This window comes from Hymenobacter mucosus (assembly GCF_900188255.1).
Lineage (GTDB): Bacteria > Bacteroidota > Bacteroidia > Cytophagales > Hymenobacteraceae > Hymenobacter > Hymenobacter mucosus.
In genome coordinates, this window is the sequence record NZ_FZNS01000004.1 from 288,561 (window position 1) to 305,198 (window position 16,638).

The window sequence follows — 16,638 nt, forward strand, 5'->3', positions numbered from 1 at the left end:
GGGCTTTTTTGCTTGCGGCGGGAGCTTCTGCAACGCATTCAGTGGAGAGGCCGGTCTTTTTTTACTAGTACGGTTTCCTCTACCTTCCCCTCTCGCCCAACTTTCTACCTTTGCTTTCCCATCAACCCTAACTGTTATTATGGCCCAGGAAACGTCATTCGCCGCTTCTTCCGAGACGCACGCGCCCAAGCCAACCCGCTCGGTAGCGGAGTTGAAACAGATTGCCGCCCAAGTGCGGCGCGACATCGTGCGCATGGTGCACGGGGTAAACTCGGGCCACCCCGGCGGCTCATTGGGTTGCACCGATTTGCTGGTGGCGCTCTACTTCAAAGTAATGGAGCACACGCCCGAGCCCTTCGATATGAACGGCACGGGGCAGGACTTATTTTTCCTTTCCAATGGTCACATTTCGCCGGTATTTTACTCAGTGTTGGCGCGCTCGGGCTACTTTCCGGTAGCTGAACTGGCTACTTTCCGTAAGCTGAACTCGCGCTTGCAGGGCCACCCCGCTACGCACGAGCACCTGCCCGGCATTCGTATTGCTTCGGGCTCGTTGGGCCAGGGCTTGAGCGTGGCCATTGGGGCCGCCCAGGCGAAGAAATTAAACGGCGACGCTCGGCAGGTATTTGTGCTGATGGGCGACGGGGAGCTAGAGGAAGGCCAGATTTGGGAAGCCGCCATGTACGCCCCCCACCACAAAGTAGACAACCTGATTGCTTTCGTAGACCGCAACGGCCAGCAGATTGATGGCCCCACCGAGAAAATTGGTGGCCTAGGCGACCTGCGCGCCAAGTTTGAATCGTTCAACTGGCGCGTACTGGAAACCGACGGCAACGACCTCGAAAAGCTACTTCCCACCATCGAAGAAGCTCAGCGCCTCAGCGGGCAGGGCCAGCCCATTATGGTGCTGATGGATACGCAAATGGGCTTCGGCGTTGATTTCATGATGGGCTCGCATAAGTGGCACGGCGTGGCTCCGAACGACGAGCAGCTCGAGAAAGCCCTGCAGCAACTGCTGGTAGAAGAAGCCGGCGACTACTAACCCCGCACCGCAGGAAGATGGGCGCCACGTTTTGGGTACGCTACGCACTGTTACTAGCTATACTCTGGCTGGCGCTGCCGTGTCGTGCTCAAAATGTGGCCCCGGCTTCTACCCGCACCACGCGCATCCTGTTCGTGCTGGATGCGTCGGGCTCTATGCGGGCGCCTTGGGAAGGACAGCAACGCTGGGATGTAGCCAAGAATCTACTTTCCAAGATGGTAGACTCACTGAATGCGTATCCGCACTTGGAGTTGGCGCTACGGGCCTACGGGCACCAGCACGAAAACAAGGAGCAGAACTGCGAGGACTCCAAGCTGGAAGTACCCTTTGCGCCCAAAAACGCGGGGGCTATTAAAGCTCGCCTCAAAACCATTCAGCCCAAGGGAAACACGCCCATTACTTATTCCTTGCTGCAATCGGCCAATGACTTTCCGGCGGATAAATCGGCGCGCAACGTGTTGATTTTAATTACCGATGGCCTGGAATCCTGCAAGGGAGACCCGTGCGCCACGGCGGTAGCTTTGCAGCGGAAACGGGTGTTTCTCAAGCCCTTCGTGATTGGCATCGGAGCCGAGCGGGAGTTTGGGAAGCAGCTGGAGTGCCTGGGCCAGTACTACAACGCGGCCGATGTGCAAACCTTTCGCACCATCCTCAACGATGTAGTAGCCCAAACCCTGGCTAAGACCACCGTTGCAGTGAACCTCACCGACGAGCAGGGCCGCCCCGTGGAATCGAACGTGAACATGACGTTTCAGAACAACGTGACGGACCAGCCGGAGTACAACTACGTGCACTACCGCGACGCCCAGGGCAAACCCGACGTGCTCGACATTGACGCCTTGCAGAGCTACGACTTGGTGATTAACACGGTGCCGCCCGTGCGCCAGCAGAACCTGCCCATCCGCCCCGGTCGGGCCAACGTGCTAACGTACAAAACGCCCCAGGGTACGCTCTGGCTTCAGAACCCCAACCTGTCGCCGAATCCCTATGGCACGGTGCAGGCGGTAGTACGGGCCCAGGGCAGCCCCGCCACGGTGGTAGCTTTACCCTTTGGCGCACGGCAGAAACTACTGGCCGGCAACTACGAAGTGGAGCTCCTGACCCTACCCCGCCAGGTGCGCCGCATCGCGGTGAAGCAGGGCCAGGAAACGGCCGTAACCTACGAAGCGCCCGGCATCCTGAACATTGTGACGGACTTGAAAGGGTACGGCAGCATTTACAAGCTCAACAACGACGAGTCGCAGACCTGGGTGCACAACTTACCCGATGGCGGGAGCAGCAAAGTGAATGTAACCATGCAGCCCGGAGTATACCGGCTGGTGTTTCGCACCAAAACGGCTACCGGCAGCAAGTTTACTGACGTACGCAACTTCACTATCCGGCCGGGTCAAACCACTTCGGTGAGCATTTTCGGCCGATGAAGAGCACAACCGGTAGGCAGCACCGCCAGCCCATACCCCTATACCTCATGTCCTCTTCTGTTTTGCAAAACCTTATAAGCCAGAGCGCAACCGCCCTAGCCCAAAACGGTTACGCCATCCTAGCGGGCATCTACACTCCCGAAGAACTAGCAGGCTTGCTTCGCACTATCGAAAGAGCCGAAACTTCCTCGCCTAATTTTCGACGGAGCCAGGACGTATTTGCCATCCGCAACCTGCTGGGCGAGATTCCGGCCTTGCGTGAGCAGCTACTGACGCCCCGGCTGCGGGAAGTGCTGTCCGGGCTCTTTCCCGATAGCCAACCCTACTTGGTGAAGGCTATCTACTTCGACAAGCCCGCTGGCTCCAACTGGTTGGTGGCGTGGCATCAGGATGTGATGATACGGGTAAACCACCGGGCCGATTTGCCGGATTATGGTCCCTGGACCAGCAAAGGCGACGAGGTAACTGTACTACCGCCGCCTTCCGTTCTGGAAAGCATCATTACGGTGCGCCTCCACCTAGACGACTGTGACGAAACTAATGGTGCGTTGCGTGTAGTACCCGGTTCTCATCGTCACGGCGTCATTGCCAATGATCAGCATCCCCACTACACGCCGCGGGCCGTACGTTGCCCGGTGCCGGCCGGGGGCCTGATGCTTATGCAGCCGCTTACGCTGCACGCTTCTAACCGCAGCACTAGTAGCCGCCCGCGCCGCGTGATTCACTTGGAGTTTAGCGCCGCTGAGCTGCCCGGTGACTTACAGTGGCGAGAGCTGCTAGCAGTGACAACTGAGGGACTGTCTTGCTGAACGTGCAACTGCAGAACGACTAACTAACACCACAAACCTCTCTAAGAACCCTACATCTTCACATATGAAAGACTTTCCCTACACCGAATCAAAAGACACCCGCAGCGGCTTTGGCGCGGGCTTGCACGAGCTGGGCAAAACCAACCCGAACGTTGTAGCCTTATGCGCCGACCTTATTGGCTCGCTCAAGATGGATGCTTTCATCAAAGACAATCCCGAGCGGTTTTTCCAAGTAGGTATTGCCGAGGCCAACATGATGGGCCTGGCCGCGGGCCTTACTATTGGGGGTAAAATTCCATTCACGGGTACCTTCGCGAACTTCAGCACAGGCCGCGTGTACGACCAGATTCGGCAGAGCATTGCCTACTCCAACAAAAACGTGAAAATCTGCGCTTCGCACGCGGGCCTCACGCTGGGCGAGGACGGTGCTACCCACCAGATTCTGGAAGACATCGGGATGATGAAGATGCTCCCGCACATGACGGTCATTAACCCCTGCGACTTCAACCAAACCAAAGCCGCTACCCTGGCCATTGCCGACTACGAAGGCCCCGTGTACCTGCGCTTTGGCCGCCCGGTAGTGCCCAATTTCACCCCCGCCGACCAGAAGTTTGAAATCGGCAAGGGCATTGTGCTGAACGAAGGTACCGATGTGAGCATCTTCGCTACCGGCCATTTGGTATGGAAAGCTATTCTGGCGGGTAAGCTATTGGCTGATAAAGGCATCAACGCGGAAATCATCAACATCCACACCATTAAGCCGCTGGACGCGGAGTTGGTGCTGGCCTCGGCACGCAAAACGCGCTGCGTGGTAACGGCGGAGGAACACCAGATGAACGGCGGCTTGGGCGACTCCATTGCCCAACTGCTGATCCGCGAGGAGCCCCTACCCCTGGAAATGGTAGCTGTAAACGACTCTTTCGGCGAGTCTGGCACCCCCGACCAGTTGATGGAGAAATATGGCCTCAATGAGCAAGCCATTGTGGCGGCCGTAGAGAAAGTAATGGCCCGCCGCAAGTAAGCTCACGTCATCAAACTGCACAAAAACTCCCGCTACCCCAGTGTAGCGGGAGTTTTTTTGTTTACTGGTAATCCGTTGGCTCCTAGCATTTATCCTCACATTAGCTGCGTAGGTTGGCCAGGCGTTGCTCTAGCGCCGCATCCAGATATAGCCACTCGGCACGGTTGGCAAAAGTATAGTCGTGGTAGCACGCCAGAAAGGCTTCCGTTTCGCGGTACACGTCCCGCAGCGCCTCCGCCGACTCCTGGGAGCTATGCTCGTAGTCAGCAGCCAGCCCGTATATCCAGCCAATTTCCCGGTCGGAAGTAACCAGCAGGCGGAGGCGGTACAGGGCGCTTATGGTTTGCCCCAAAGACCAGGAGCCCGCACTTAGGTGTTGCTGCAGCCAGGCCAGCGCCGGACGCACCGAAAAGCTTTCGGGCGGAAAAGCCAAGCTTAGGTACGCGAGTACCTCGTCTTTGCCGGTGCGCAGATAGCGGTAGAGCTCCAGATAAAATAGCTCCGGCTCTGGCTCCTGCAACAGCACGTCATCAACCCACTCGCTTACGTCGGCCAAGGTTGCTACCCCTAATTGCAGGCCTAACCTTGCGTAGAAGGCTGCCTCCGACGCCGACAACTGGTGCAGTTCCTCTCGTAAGTTCGTGGCCATGCCGTGCGGGTTCAGTAGCCTACGCTTGCTTGGTGCCGCAATCGGCGCAAAAGTGTTGCCCTGGCTTGAGCGAGGCGCCGCAGCTGGTGCAAAACTTTTCCTTCGCCTGAGCCGCGACGCTAGGGGTACCGCACTGCGGGCAAAACTTTTGGCTTGGCTCTAGCTTGTTCTGGCAGCTTTTGCAGTGCACAATAGTCCCGGTACCCAAGAAATCAAGTTGGCTTGTATAGTCGTGCTGGCGGGTTTTGGTTTGAATTTGCTCCCGCGCTGCTTGCCGCTGCTGGGCCGCTAGCTCCTCGTGCTCATCGGGGGCGCAGCTTTCGCAAAGACCGGCCGTGTGGTTCCAGCATACAGTAGGGCACACCCAGTGCCCACAGCGGGTACACTGCTTGAAGTATTCTTTACCCTCCTGCACTGCTTTTTCCAAGGCGGCATCGTGGGCTTTGCCCCCAATGGCCCGCTGCACGTGGTAGGCGGCATTTCCGGCATCATAGAAGCTGCCCCCGAACAGGCTACCTGCTGCCCGCATCAGTTCCCCAGCAATGCCGAGGCTGTTGGGATGAAACCGCGACATGTGCCCGTTGCGGCATTTGTCGCAGTAGAATTTGAATTGAAAGCCTTTGTCAGTAGATAAATCGTCGTGGTTGGCCACAAACTGAATTAGGTTGCTCATAGCAGGCAAGTCGGTCAGGTGAACGGCTAAAAGTAGTTATATCCGAATAGTACTGTACTCCTGCTCAGGGCCAGCCGAAAAAAATCTGCCCGTATACTTGCACACACTCTGGGGCTTGCGGCCCCGCTATTTATGCGCTTACTCTACTTTCTTCTCTGCTGCTTTTTGGTTGTGGGTGCTGCACCTGCTTTGCACGCGCAAAACCAGCAGCAGCGCGACACCACCCTCATCGTATATAGCGGGCAGCTAACGGGCGCCTACAGCCGCGGCGGCGTGAGCCGGGCCTTGCTTTCCACTTCCCACTCCCTCACATTTACGCGGGGCCAGCACTACGGCCTACCTCTGAGCGGAAGCTTTATTTACGGCAAGCAAGATGGGTTTCTGAAGGAGCGGGAGCTGCTGCTCAATGCTACCCCCTACTACTACAAGGGCAGGTTTAGGGCCTACGCGCTGGGCGGATTCGAAATCAGTAACCTGCGCGGCATTACGAGCCGGGTGCAGTTGGGAGCTGGGCCCGGGTGGGCCTTCTACTCCGACACGCTGGGGCGGGAAGTTTCGGTGAGCAACCTGCTGATCCGGGAGAAAACAAACTTTCGCGACGGCACTTCCCGTCTTACTACCCGCAACTCTGCCCGCCTGAAAGTATCCTACTCGCGGAGCGTTGTAACGCTGAGCTCCATTACGTTCTACCAGCCTTCCGTACTAGATTTCGGCGACTACCGCTTCAGCAACCTGACCACGCTGGCGCTCAAGCTTCCGCGCAAATTTTCCGTCAACTTCAGCTACAACTACACCCACGAAAGCCGTGTTATCGAGGGCCGCTTCCCGGATAACACCAACGTAACCGTGGGAGTAGCATACAGCACCACCCGTTAAGTAGGGCCCGCGCTTACTGCGTGGTGAACGTGGCTACGTAGGCCAGCCCGGCGGAAGCACTAGTGATAGAGGAGCCCGCGAGGTAGCTCAGAAGTGGGTACAGCGGCTGCTTTAACACACTAAGTTCCGCATGCTGTCCTTGCAGAATTTCTCGGATAGTAGTGGAGCCCTGAGTCATGAGTTGCTGCGCATACTGGCGCGGCACTTTGTGCTCGTAAAGAAAGGCGGACAGTCCTGCCACCATAGTTGGGTCGGGGGCGTTGAGCGCCTGCACGTAGTCGGGTAGTACCTGGGGCCAGTCCTGGAGGGCAATGGGGTGGTAGCGAAAAAAACCCTGAACGAGTTGCAGGGTAGCTATGCCTAGATTAGGGTCGCGTAGGAAAGGCAGCAGTTGGTACACTTCCGTGGCGGTGCGCGCCCGGGAACCCGCCTGCACCAGCGCCTTTTCACGCACTGAGTCGGGCGCGGCGCTATGCAGCACAGCTACGCACTGCGCCACCGTAAGCGGGTTGGGCGCCTGAAGCAGCCGCAGAGACGCTGCGTAGCGGGCTGCTTGGTGGCGTGGGTATTTGCGCCGGATGGCCGCAACCGCCGCCGTATCCTGAGCCCGGACGGCAAACAGCATCTTCCTAGCCATCTGAAACTCTGGGTTATGTAGCTGCTGTATGTGCATGGCTGCATTAAGCTGAGCAACTACGCTGGGCGCGGGAGCTGCTGTGGTCCGGTAGGGCTTGCCTGTGTCGGAGCGTAGCGTCACAAGCCACTGATCATCGGCCAGCCATATTACCTGCGCATCCTTGTAGCCCATGGGCCGGATAGCGGCCATGCATACCGTGGCTTTCTTCTCGTTGAGGGCTGCTACGAAGCTTTCCCGGGTGAGGCCAGTAGGCAGGCCCCATATCTCCACCTCGCTCGATTTGATTTGGGCGGCTGCGGGCGTTATTTGGCTGCAAAGACCAACCAACAGCGCAAGAAAATACTTCTTCATAAGGCACGCGTATATAGTTGACTAGTTGCTCTTTCACTTCTTTTCTACCCCATCAGTCAAGATAGTCGTTCAAGTGAAATTAAACTAATAGCCGGCGTATCATTCTAAGGCTTACACCCGCCTCCCTAACCCGCTCCCCTGCGCTTGGAAGACCAGGAGATACTCGTCAAGTTTGATGACCCCGCCACCCGCAATGTGGCTTTCAACCAGCTGGTGCGCAAGTACCAGCAGAAGGTGTATTGGCACGTACGCAAAATGGTTATCGACCACGATGACGCCGACGACCTCACGCAAGACGTGTTTGTGAAGGTGTGGAACCACTTAGCTTCCTTTCGGCGCGATGCTTCGCTCTACACGTGGATTTACCGCATTGCTACCAATGAGTGCCTGAGCTTTCTGGCCAGCAAGCGACGGAAGTTCTTTCTACCCCTGCATGATGTGGGAGCAGAACTGACCGCTAAAGTAGAAGCTGATGCCAGCCTGGCCGGCGACGAGGTGGAGCGCACGTTGCAGAAAGCCATTCTGCGCCTTCCTGACAAACAGCGCTTGGTGTTTAACCTGCGCTACTACGATGAAATGCCCTATGAGCAAATGGCCGAGGTAACGGGCACCTCCGTGGGTGCCCTCAAAGCCTCCTACCACCATGCCGTGAAAAAAATTGAGCAGTACGTTACGGAAGCGTCCCTAAATAATTAAACCCGAGAGCTTCGACCACTTCTAAGCAGTATGAATACTCCCTTTCGTTTGGACAAACACCCGCGCCGCTCGCAGCCTCCGCTGGCTTCCCCGCCAGACCGCTACTTCGAGCAACTCCCCTCGCGGGTGATGGAGCGCGTGACTAGCGAGGTGAACAGCCCGGTGCGCTGGCTTGGGTTGCTACCCGCACCCTTGCGTACGGCACTGGCATCACTGGTACTGCTAGGTGGGTTTGCTACTACCTATGTCCTTATTCAGCATCCCCCCACCCCACCAGCCGATAGTTTAGCCTCGGTGCCCCAACAAGAGCTGGTAGACTACCTCCTAGCCAGCGACCAACGCGTGACGCTCACTGACCTGGCAGAGCTACCAGCCACGGCCCAGCCCCTTCCTGAAACGTACCTGCAAGCTTCGCCTAGCGAAGTGCAGGATGTGCTAGATGCTCAGCCTTTGGAGGATACCTACCTCTAGGGTGTATGTTTACTTCCCATGTTGCCCTTCTTCTTATGAATCATCTTCTTCGTAGTCTACTGGTGCTTATGCTGCTAGCGGTAGTACCGGCTGCTTCTTTTGCCCAAGCCGATCGGCAGGCCCGGCTGAATCAGTTGGAAAACGCCAAGATTGCCTACATCACCGATAAGATTTCGCTTACCCAGGACCAGGCTCAGAAATTCTGGCCCGTTTACAATGACTTCACCAACAAGCGCCGCGACATCAACCGCCGCATGCGCCTGCTGCGTTCTACCAACCCCGATGCCCTCACCGACCAGCAAATCAAGGACAACTTAACCCAGGCCATGGACCTGCGCCAACAGGAGGTGAAGCTGGAAAAGGAGTATTTCGAGCGGTTTCAGAAGTTGCTCAGCATCCGGCAGGTAGGAAAGCTGTACACGGCCGAGCGAGATTTCACTCGTGAAGTCATCAAGCGCGTTGCCGACCGGCGCGGGCCACGCGGTTCCCACGCCACAGACCAACCAAACAATTAATCCATTCGGCGCACACATTACTCGATGTGCGTCAGTCAATTGAGTATTATGCTACTATAAAAAAGCGGCTGGTAAACCAGCCGCTTTTTTATGGCCTTCTCGCAGGCGTACATGCGCTAGTGAAAATTTGGCGGCCCTTCCGGCGTACTTTTGCGGCCCGAATTTGTTTTGCCTAGTATGCTTACGCCCCGCCAGCTTTTCCTGCGCCATCAGGCCCAGACTTCCGATTTTCCCCTTCTGCTTGAGATTGAGCGCGCCGAGGGCGTGTACATGTACAGTCCGGAGGGCCACCGCTACCTCGATTTGATTTCGGGTATTGGCGTGAGCAACGTGGGGCACCGTCACCCCCGGGTGCTAGCCGCTATTCAGGATCAGCTAGACAAGTACCTGCACCTGATGGTTTATGGTGAGGTAGTGCAGGCCCCCCCTGCCCGGCTTGCCCAAGCCCTGCACGAAACCCTACCGAGCCACCTCGACAATGTATATTTCACAAACTCGGGTGCCGAAGCGGTGGAAGGGGCCCTCAAGCTGGCGAAGCGCCACACGGGCCGCACGGGCTTGCTATCCAGCTTCAATGCCTACCACGGCTCTACGCACGGGGCCCTTAGCATTACAGGTTCCGAGGGTTTCAAAAACGCCTTCCGGCCCTTGCTCCCCGATGTACGCCACTTCCGGCACAACAATTTCGAGGACCTAGAGCTGATTGATGAGCACACAGCCGCCGTAGTGATTGAAACTGTGCAGGGCGAAGCGGGCGTGCGGGTGCCGGCCCCGGGCTACCTACCCGCCCTACGCCAACGCTGCACGGAAGTAGGCGCCCTGCTCATCCTCGATGAAATTCAGTGCGGCTTTGGCCGAACCGGTACTTTCTGGGCTTTCCAGCAGTTTGGCATTGAACCTGATATTCTGCTTACGGCCAAGGGCATGGGCGGCGGTATGCCCATCGGGGCCTTTATCTCATCTCAGGAAATCATGGCCGGATTTAAAACCAATCCCATTCTTGGCCATTGCACCACGTTTGGGGGGCATCCGGTATCCTGCGCGGCGGCGCTGGCTACGCTACGCGTCATTCAAGAGGAAAACTTGCTGGCCGGCGTGGCCGAGAAAGGGGCGCGCTTCCGGCGGCAGCTTGTGCACCCGGCCATTCGCGACGTGCGGGGCTGTGGCCTGCTACTAGCCGTGGAGTTCGACTCTTTCGACGTGCTTAAGCCCATCATCGACCGGGCCCTGTGGCATGAGCACCTGCTAACCGACTGGTTTCTGTTCTGCGACAACTCCTTGCGGATTGCTCCGCCCCTCACCATCACCGACGAGCAAATTGATGCAGCCTGTGCGGCACTGCTGCGCGCTGTAGAAGAAACAGCAGGGCACTAAAATACCACGGGCCGCCTCGCACAGTAGTGCAGGCGGCCCGTAGTGGCTTGCTTGTAGCAGTGTTTACTGTTTACCTTGCAAGTCGTTGTAGTTTAGAAAAGCTTGGGTTTCCTCCTTGATTTGTTCACGAGGCAGGCCGTCTTTCACGCCCATAGAGATCTTGCGGACGAGTACACCTACAATGGCTTTGCGGAAGCCGAGTTTTTCGGCCATATCAATGCAGAAATCCATTTCGTGGTCGTCTACTACGCCATCGGCCAGCATCATGTCCACAAGGTCGAATATCTGGTCGAAGCGCTCCGAGTCGTTTTCGGGGAGCACCATTGCTACTCGCCCAGCGTTGCCCACTATGGTGCGCACCTCATCGGCACGCATGCCATTTTTCTTTCCTACGGCTACAATGAAGTTCATTTCCCGTTCGTCAATATGACCATCGGCTTTGGCCAGTGCTGCTAGGTTGATGAGGTGGCTTTTGACTTTCTTGGTCTGCTCGTTTTCAAAAAAACCAAACATACTGGCGGGGCTTAAGTAGACGGTGGGTTGGAGGAGTGTGGAGCGCGTGCCGCCGGGTTAGAGAATTACCCAAAAGGCAGGTGGGTAATATACCGGAAAGAGCACGCAGTTGCAACAGCTCTGTTTACGAGGTTGGGAAAAAAAAGGCTGTTTGGGTGCTTCATTTTGAGATTACATCACTAGAAGGCTTTACTTTCCCGTAGGATTTGCCACCTTTGCCGGCTCCGGCCTTCGGGCTTTTGTTTGAGTACTGAGAGTTATGATGAAACGAATAGCGGTTTTCACCAGCGGAGGCGACGCCCCAGGCATGAATGCCTGCATCCGGGCAGTAGTACGTACGGCCGTTTACCACGGCATCGAAGTATATGGCATCATGCGCGGCTACAGCGGCATGATCAAGGGCGAGTTTGTGAAGCTAGATTCTGCATCTGTGGCCAACACGATTCAGAAGGGCGGCACCATTCTTAAATCTGCTCGCAGCCAGAAGTTTCTCACCAAGGAAGGCCGACAGGAAGCCTTCGATCAGCTCGTCAACCACGGCATTGATGGCCTGGTAGCTATTGGTGGCAACGGTACGTTTACGGGTGCTACCATCTTCGAGCAGGAATTTGGTATTCCCACGGTGGGCGCCCCTGGGACCATCGACAATGACCTCTACGGCACCGATTATACCATTGGCTACGACACGGCCGTAAACACCGCCCTAGAGGCTATCGACAAAATTCGGGATACGGCTGATTCCCACGACCGGTGCTTCTTCGTGGAAGTGATGGGCCGCGACTCGGGCTACATTGCCATTCCGTGCGCTATTGGCGGCGGGGCCGAAATCGTGATGATCCCGGAAACGCAAATGTCAACGGAGGCGGTAATTGCGAACCTGAAAACCAGCTGGGAACGGTCTAAAACCTCTTTCCTAGTAGTCATAGCAGAAGGTGAGGAAGAAGGCAATGTACACGCCGTGGCCCAGCAGGTAAAGGCCGCTATTCCGCAGCTCGATACCCGCGTAACCATCATTGGCCACATCCAGCGCGGGGGCTCCCCTTCCGCCTCCGACCGGATGCTAGCCTCGCAAATCGGTATTGCCGCGGTAGAAGGTTTGATGAACGGCATGCGCAACGTGATGGCCGGTATCGTAGACCGCAAGCTGGTTTATACCCCCTTCGCCGACACTATTCATAAAAAGAAAATGATCAACCAAAGCTTCATGCGCATGGTTGAAATCTTGAGTGTGTAGCTTTTACGCAAGCTCAACAAAAGAGGCGGCAACTTACCCAAGTGGTAATTGTCGCCTCTTTTGCTATTATAGCCCTCCGAAAGCCATCTTTATAATCCCTTAGTCCGTCTTGATAGCCTTATTATGAAACACTTGTATCAAAGAATCCTTTTTTCCGCGCTGCTGGCTCCCCTCGCCCTTCCCGTACTAGCGCAGTCTGCCACCGAAGCCCCCGCTACTCGCGCCAGCTGGCACTTGGGGGTTGGGTCAGCAGGCGTAGGTACTGGTGATTATATGGCCCTGAAAGCCCACCTAGAGTACGCACCGCTACTGGGCCGGCACTTGGGCACGGGCACCCGGCTCGCTTTTATCGGAGGCAGCCGCGAATCTTACAGCACCGTGTTTAACCCAGATGTAGTAGCGGGTATCGGCGTGACAGTGCCCTACGCCATGTCGTACGAGGCCGTGAATCTAGAGCAGGAAGTGTACGTCTACCCCTTCGGCAACGACAAACAGGTGTTGTTTGCGCTAGGTGGCGGCGGCTATGTGGGCTACTCCAACCGCTACGGCGCTCCGGCAACACGCCTTGACTTCACTACGGGCGTCAAAACGCTTACCCTCGACCACGAACAGGGCTTGCACGCGGGCTATATGTTTTCTCTTAACCTCGATGTAGCACTCGGGGCTTCTCGCAACTGGCTGGCCGGCGGCAAGGCTTCATTTCAAAATGACACCTTTGGTAACTCCCTGGCTACCCTTCAACTGAAAGTGGGCCGCCGGTTTTAGCTAAGCGCGCAGTCTCTGGTCAAATATGACTACTTATTCCAAGCCCCGCCTCCCTTGTCCGGAAGCGGGGCTTTTTGGCATTATTGCGCTACTTATGGCGGTGCTAGTACCCCATACCTTACCACTTCACTTCGTCCGGGTGAAACCACTGGTAGGCGGGGTCCCGGCGGAGCCAGGTGAGTTGGCGCTTGGCATAGCGCCGAGAATTGCGCTTGAGTAAGCGCACTGCCTCATTGTAATCGTACTGGCCCTCGAAATAGCTAAATAGCTCCTGGTAGCCTACTGTTTGGAGGGCATTATGGTGGCGAAACGGATATAGGCGCCGGGCTTCATCCTCCAGGCCAGCCGCCAGCATCTGGTCCATGCGCTGATCAATGCGCTGGTAAAGTTCTTCCCGCTCCCGGGTCAGGGCTATTTTGACGATGCGAAAAGGCCGCTCGGTTGTTTTGCGGGTGCCGTGGAAGGAGCTAAAAGGCTGCCCCGTGGCACGCGTGATTTCCAGGGCCCGCAGAACCCGCTGCGGGTTCTGGCGGTCGATGCGGGCGTACGTGACGGGGTCAAGCCGCTCGAGCTCTTGTGATAGCACATGTAGCCCTTGTGCCATTAGTTCTTGCTGCAACTGCTCACGCACGGCGGGCGGAGCCGCAGGCAGGTCGTCGAACCCTTCCGTAACGGCTTGCAGGTACAGCCCCGAGCCGCCCGTAAGGAGCACCACCTGATGCCGCTGGAACAACTCGGCCAGTAAAGCCAAGACATCTTGCTCAAAGCGGCCTGCGTTATATTCCTCCCGAATGCTATGCGAGTCAATAAAATGATGCGGCACGCCTTGCATTTCGGCGAGCGTGGGTTTGGCCGTACCAATGGTTAGTTCCCGAAAGAACTGCCGTGAGTCGGCCGACACGACTTCGGTGTGCAGGTGTTGAGCCAAGCGTACGCACAGGTCGGTTTTGCCTACCGCAGTGGGGCCCGTAACAACGAGTAGCGTGGGCTCAGTAGTAGCAATCAGGTCGGAAATTAACTTCATAGGGAAGCAGCAACAGGAACAGAAACGGGTAGAGCACACCCTGGCAGGGTGGCGTACAGGGCGAGCAGGCGAGCTTCTTCACTCTGCCAGTTCAGTGCTTGCCGGGCGTGGCGGCAGTTTCGGCGAAGCTGCTGATACCGGGCCACATTACCACCGGGCAAAAGGCGGTTGAGAGCCGCCGCCACTGCCGCTGAGCTAAGCGGGGCAGCTACCAGCTCTGCTACCTCATACTGGTCGTTGAGGGCGCGGTACTCAGGAAAGTCCACTACTACTTGCGGAATACCGGCGTGTAAATAATCGAAGAACTTGTTGGCTAGGGAGTAATAGTAGCTCAGTCCTTGATTTTCGAGTAGCATGACGCCTACCGCGGCCCGGCGTGTAATGGCCCTAAGCTCGAGTGGCAGCACAAAGCCACGAAATTCTACCTGCCCACTGGCTAGCAAGCCCAGCCGTTCGGCCTGCGCCCGCAACGCCCCGGATAAGTCGCCCTCCCCGCATACTACTAAGCGCCCGTGCACGTGGGGCATAGCATCCAACAGCACTTCCATGCCCCGGCCGGCATTCAGAGCGCCTTGGTACAGGATGTAGCCTTCGGTAGGCTCCTCCGCATGTGGCTCCAAACGGCTGATATTGCGAATCACGTGAAAGGGACAGCCGTAGCGCTGCGCAAATACGTGGGCCAGCGCCGGGCCTACTGTATAGGCGAGGTGGGCACGAGGCACCACAAAGGCTTCTACTCGTCGCCAGAGGCGCTGCACGGCAGGACGGGCGACTACCTCGGGTACCTCTGTAAATAGCTCGTGGGCATCGTACACAAACGGCTGCCCGCCCAAACGGGCGCGCAGCCACACCGGCAGGGCCGTATCCAAATCGATAGCGCACCAGGCAGATGCCCTCTTGCGCAACAGAAATAGCAGCAGCCGCAGGTTGTACTCCAGGTAAAATAATTTCCCCCGGGTATTCCAGCACCGCAGACGATGTTGCTGGTAGGGCTGCGCCGTGAGCGGACGTGAGGTGGGCCACTCCCGCCCTATCAGCAATACGGCGTAGCCGGCAGCCGCAAGGGAGCCACAAATGCGCTGCATCCGCTGGTCGTAGTTGAGGTCGGTAGTGACGGTGAAGACGAGGCGGGGCGGCATGAGGACACAACAGACAACGGGGTCTGGGATATTTTCTTCAAATTTAGGAAGTAAAACGTGTGCAGACTGCCTTCCCACTACTTGGGAGCCCGTAGTCAGCCCTTCTTCTACCGAGAATGTCTATTCGTCCTCATCTCACGCCAGAATCAACGCCACCCGCGGCGGCTGGCCCTGATCTATTCCGCGCTTTTTTTGATCAGGCCTACGATGCCCAGTTGTTATATGATGAACATGGTGCCCTTATTGAATGTAACCAAACAGCCCTAAAGCTGTTGGGCATCTCCCGGGAGATGCTACTGGCCTCGGGGCTCATGTCCTTCACAGTACCCTCCGAAAAGGAATGGCCCGAACACTGGGAGTCAGAAACCCAGCTGCGCGAGGCGGTACTGCACACGGCACGCACCGGGGAAGGGTACTCCCGCTGGTGGAACGGCCAGCGCGTGGACCGCACCCCGCTGCATGGGTGGGTGACCCTGCACCGGGTAGATACCCCCGTTGGCACGCGCGTGCAGCTTACCTTACGCGACGTAACCCGCGGCCAGCGCAAGCACGAAGAGCCGATGCTGCAAGGCATGGTGGAGCGTACCCAAACGCAGATTCGGGACCTGCTCTCGCGCACTAACATGAGCTACGTGCTCATGGACCGGGAAGGCGTGATTCAAGATGTCAACGAGTACTTCCTGGATTTCACGGAGTACCGCCGCGAGGAAGTGGTAGGGCAAAGCTACCACGAGCTATTTGCCTCGCCCCTGGAGGTGCAGTCCCAGCGCATGACCTACCGCCGGGCCATTGAGGACAACCATCTGCATGACTTCTACGAGCGGGCTTTACTTACAAAGTCGGGGCAGCACCGCTTGGTGCACTGGCACGCCGAGTTCATGCGCAACTTCGACGGGGCCATTACGGGTATATTCGTGGTAGGCCGCGACCTAACGGACCGCCACGTGACGGCCCGCGCCCTCACCGACAACCGGAACCGGCTCCAAGACTTTCTCGACAATGCCCACGACCTCATTCAGAACCTGAGCATTGATAACCGCTTCCTGTTCGTGAATAAGGCGTGGAAGGAAAAGCTAGGGTACGAGGACGAGGATCTGCCCCACCTTACCCTATCCGATGTGGTGCACCCCTACTACAAGGCCAAGCTTCTCTACCAACTGCGCAACCTGTACAAGGGCGAGAAAGTGAATAAGCTGGAAACGGTGTTTCTCACTAAAACCGGCAAGCCAGTTCACCTCATTGGCTCCATCTCCTGCTCCTGGCAAGACGACGAGCCCGTGAGCACGCGCGCCATTCTGCACGACATTACGGACCGCATCAAGGCCGAGCGCCTGCAGAAAGTTTACTACAGCATTGCCAACCTGGCTATCAGCTCCAAAGATTTGCATTCCCTGTACGGGGCCATTCATCGGGAGCTGAGCAAGATTA

General features: G+C 57.1%; 17 protein-coding genes and 1 pseudogene. 12 read left to right on the plus strand and 6 right to left on the minus strand.

Translation table 11 applies throughout. The features are described from left to right. Positions 1-139 precede the first annotated feature (139 nt). The 4 genes from CHB83_RS11175 (at position 140) to CHB83_RS11190 (ending at position 4,293) form a co-directional block, all read left to right on the plus strand. Entirely contained in the window at positions 140-1,042 is a 903-nt protein-coding gene (locus tag CHB83_RS11175; RefSeq protein ID WP_045687283.1) for a transketolase, read from the plus strand. A 17-nt stretch (positions 1,043-1,059) separates the two neighbouring features. Then, positions 1,060-2,463, plus strand: a complete 1,404-nt coding sequence (locus tag CHB83_RS11180) for a vWA domain-containing protein (RefSeq protein ID WP_089332681.1) — start codon at positions 1,060-1,062, stop codon at positions 2,461-2,463. A gap of 47 nt (positions 2,464-2,510) precedes the next feature. Further along, positions 2,511-3,272 (plus strand): phytanoyl-CoA dioxygenase family protein, encoded by a 762-nt coding sequence (locus tag CHB83_RS11185; protein ID WP_045687295.1) that lies wholly within the window; start codon positions 2,511-2,513, stop codon positions 3,270-3,272. Between the two features lie 64 nt (positions 3,273-3,336). After that, positions 3,337-4,293, plus strand: a complete 957-nt coding sequence (locus CHB83_RS11190; protein WP_045687282.1) for a transketolase family protein — start codon at positions 3,337-3,339, stop codon at positions 4,291-4,293. A gap of 100 nt (positions 4,294-4,393) precedes the next feature. Here CHB83_RS11190 and CHB83_RS11195 read toward each other — a convergent pair whose 3' ends face one another. Together CHB83_RS11195 and CHB83_RS11200 are read right to left on the minus strand one after the other, a co-directional pair. Beyond that, positions 4,394-4,942, minus strand: a complete 549-nt coding sequence (locus CHB83_RS11195) for a hypothetical protein (protein ID WP_089332682.1) — start codon at positions 4,940-4,942, stop codon at positions 4,394-4,396. A gap of 19 nt (positions 4,943-4,961) precedes the next feature. Continuing rightward, on the minus strand, positions 4,962-5,615 hold the full coding sequence (locus CHB83_RS11200; protein WP_089332683.1) for a zinc ribbon domain-containing protein: 654 nt from the start codon (positions 5,613-5,615) through the stop codon (positions 4,962-4,964). A 132-nt stretch (positions 5,616-5,747) separates the two neighbouring features. On the opposite strand from CHB83_RS11200, the gene CHB83_RS11205 reads away from it, so the two are divergent. Beyond that, positions 5,748-6,491 carry a DUF481 domain-containing protein gene (locus CHB83_RS11205; protein ID WP_045687279.1) on the plus strand — a complete coding sequence of 248 codons (744 nt, stop codon included), beginning with the start codon at positions 5,748-5,750 and terminating at the stop codon, positions 6,489-6,491. A gap of 13 nt (positions 6,492-6,504) precedes the next feature. On the opposite strand, the gene CHB83_RS11210 is transcribed toward CHB83_RS11205, so the two are convergent. Next, on the minus strand, positions 6,505-7,479 hold the full coding sequence (locus CHB83_RS11210; RefSeq protein ID WP_089332684.1) for a hypothetical protein: 975 nt from the start codon (positions 7,477-7,479) through the stop codon (positions 6,505-6,507). A 144-nt stretch (positions 7,480-7,623) separates the two neighbouring features. Between CHB83_RS11210 and CHB83_RS11215 the strand changes: the two genes are divergently transcribed. The 4 genes from CHB83_RS11215 (at position 7,624) to CHB83_RS11230 (ending at position 10,535) form a co-directional block, all read left to right on the plus strand. Then, the gene (locus CHB83_RS11215) at positions 7,624-8,175 is read left to right on the plus strand and encodes an RNA polymerase sigma factor (RefSeq protein ID WP_045687277.1); all 552 of its coding nucleotides are present in this window, start codon (positions 7,624-7,626) and stop codon (positions 8,173-8,175) included. A gap of 30 nt (positions 8,176-8,205) precedes the next feature. Next, positions 8,206-8,646 carry a hypothetical protein gene (locus CHB83_RS11220; RefSeq protein WP_089332685.1) on the plus strand — a complete coding sequence of 147 codons (441 nt, stop codon included), beginning with the start codon at positions 8,206-8,208 and terminating at the stop codon, positions 8,644-8,646. Between the two features lie 35 nt (positions 8,647-8,681). Next, positions 8,682-9,161, plus strand: coding sequence for a hypothetical protein (locus CHB83_RS11225; RefSeq protein ID WP_143437117.1), 480 nt, complete (start codon positions 8,682-8,684; stop codon positions 9,159-9,161). Positions 9,162-9,338: 177 nt separating this feature from the next. Continuing rightward, positions 9,339-10,535, plus strand: a complete 1,197-nt coding sequence (locus CHB83_RS11230; protein WP_089332686.1) for an aspartate aminotransferase family protein — start codon at positions 9,339-9,341, stop codon at positions 10,533-10,535. Between the two features lie 63 nt (positions 10,536-10,598). On the opposite strand, the gene CHB83_RS11235 is transcribed toward CHB83_RS11230, so the two are convergent. Further along, the gene (locus CHB83_RS11235) at positions 10,599-11,048 is read right to left on the minus strand and encodes a tellurite resistance TerB family protein (RefSeq protein ID WP_045687273.1); all 450 of its coding nucleotides are present in this window, start codon (positions 11,046-11,048) and stop codon (positions 10,599-10,601) included. 262 nt (positions 11,049-11,310) lie between these two features. Between CHB83_RS11235 and pfkA the strand changes: the two genes are divergently transcribed. Continuing rightward, positions 11,311-12,282, plus strand: a complete 972-nt coding sequence (gene pfkA, locus CHB83_RS11240; RefSeq protein WP_089332898.1) for a 6-phosphofructokinase — start codon at positions 11,311-11,313, stop codon at positions 12,280-12,282. A gap of 123 nt (positions 12,283-12,405) precedes the next feature. Next, positions 12,406-13,047 (plus strand): hypothetical protein, encoded by a 642-nt coding sequence (locus tag CHB83_RS11245; protein WP_089332687.1) that lies wholly within the window; start codon positions 12,406-12,408, stop codon positions 13,045-13,047. A 118-nt stretch (positions 13,048-13,165) separates the two neighbouring features. On the opposite strand, the gene miaA is transcribed toward CHB83_RS11245, so the two are convergent. Together miaA and CHB83_RS11255 are read right to left on the minus strand one after the other, a co-directional pair. Continuing rightward, the gene (miaA, locus tag CHB83_RS11250) at positions 13,166-14,071 is read right to left on the minus strand and encodes a tRNA (adenosine(37)-N6)-dimethylallyltransferase MiaA (protein ID WP_089332688.1); all 906 of its coding nucleotides are present in this window, start codon (positions 14,069-14,071) and stop codon (positions 13,166-13,168) included. Beyond that, entirely contained in the window at positions 14,068-15,210 is a 1,143-nt protein-coding gene (locus CHB83_RS11255; protein WP_052694959.1) for a glycosyltransferase, read from the minus strand. The genes miaA and CHB83_RS11255 overlap by 4 nt, the downstream gene beginning before the upstream one ends. Positions 15,211-15,326: 116 nt before the next feature. Between CHB83_RS11255 and CHB83_RS24385 the strand changes: the two are divergent. Beyond that, positions 15,327-16,529 (plus strand): annotated as a pseudogene (locus tag CHB83_RS24385) (PAS domain S-box protein); the annotation flags it as partial. Positions 16,530-16,638: the final 109 nt, after the last annotated feature.

Excerpts from the sequence above, each read along its gene's own strand:
- pfkA (WP_089332898.1), top strand. The coding sequence starts at position 11,311 with ATGAAACGAATAGCGGTTTTCACCAGCGGAGGCGACGCCCCAGGCATG.
- CHB83_RS11180 (WP_089332681.1), top strand. The coding sequence starts at position 1,060 with ATGGGCGCCACGTTTTGGGTACGCTACGCACTGTTACTAGCTATACTC.
- CHB83_RS11205 (WP_045687279.1), top strand. The coding sequence starts at position 5,748 with ATGCGCTTACTCTACTTTCTTCTCTGCTGCTTTTTGGTTGTGGGTGCT.
- CHB83_RS11175 (WP_045687283.1), top strand. The coding sequence starts at position 140 with ATGGCCCAGGAAACGTCATTCGCCGCTTCTTCCGAGACGCACGCGCCC.
- CHB83_RS11195 (WP_089332682.1), bottom strand. The coding sequence starts at position 4,942 with ATGGCCACGAACTTACGAGAGGAACTGCACCAGTTGTCGGCGTCGGAG.
- miaA (WP_089332688.1), bottom strand. The coding sequence starts at position 14,071 with ATGAAGTTAATTTCCGACCTGATTGCTACTACTGAGCCCACGCTACTC.
- CHB83_RS11210 (WP_089332684.1), bottom strand. The coding sequence starts at position 7,479 with ATGAAGAAGTATTTTCTTGCGCTGTTGGTTGGTCTTTGCAGCCAAATA.
- CHB83_RS11230 (WP_089332686.1), top strand. The coding sequence starts at position 9,339 with ATGCTTACGCCCCGCCAGCTTTTCCTGCGCCATCAGGCCCAGACTTCC.
- CHB83_RS11255 (WP_052694959.1), bottom strand. The coding sequence starts at position 15,210 with ATGCCGCCCCGCCTCGTCTTCACCGTCACTACCGACCTCAACTACGAC.
- CHB83_RS11200 (WP_089332683.1), bottom strand. The coding sequence starts at position 5,615 with ATGAGCAACCTAATTCAGTTTGTGGCCAACCACGACGATTTATCTACT.
- CHB83_RS11190 (WP_045687282.1), top strand. The coding sequence starts at position 3,337 with ATGAAAGACTTTCCCTACACCGAATCAAAAGACACCCGCAGCGGCTTT.
- CHB83_RS11220 (WP_089332685.1), top strand. The coding sequence starts at position 8,206 with ATGAATACTCCCTTTCGTTTGGACAAACACCCGCGCCGCTCGCAGCCT.
- CHB83_RS11185 (WP_045687295.1), top strand. The coding sequence starts at position 2,511 with ATGTCCTCTTCTGTTTTGCAAAACCTTATAAGCCAGAGCGCAACCGCC.
- CHB83_RS11225 (WP_143437117.1), top strand. The coding sequence starts at position 8,682 with ATGAATCATCTTCTTCGTAGTCTACTGGTGCTTATGCTGCTAGCGGTA.
- CHB83_RS11235 (WP_045687273.1), bottom strand. The coding sequence starts at position 11,048 with ATGTTTGGTTTTTTTGAAAACGAGCAGACCAAGAAAGTCAAAAGCCAC.
- CHB83_RS11245 (WP_089332687.1), top strand. The coding sequence starts at position 12,406 with ATGAAACACTTGTATCAAAGAATCCTTTTTTCCGCGCTGCTGGCTCCC.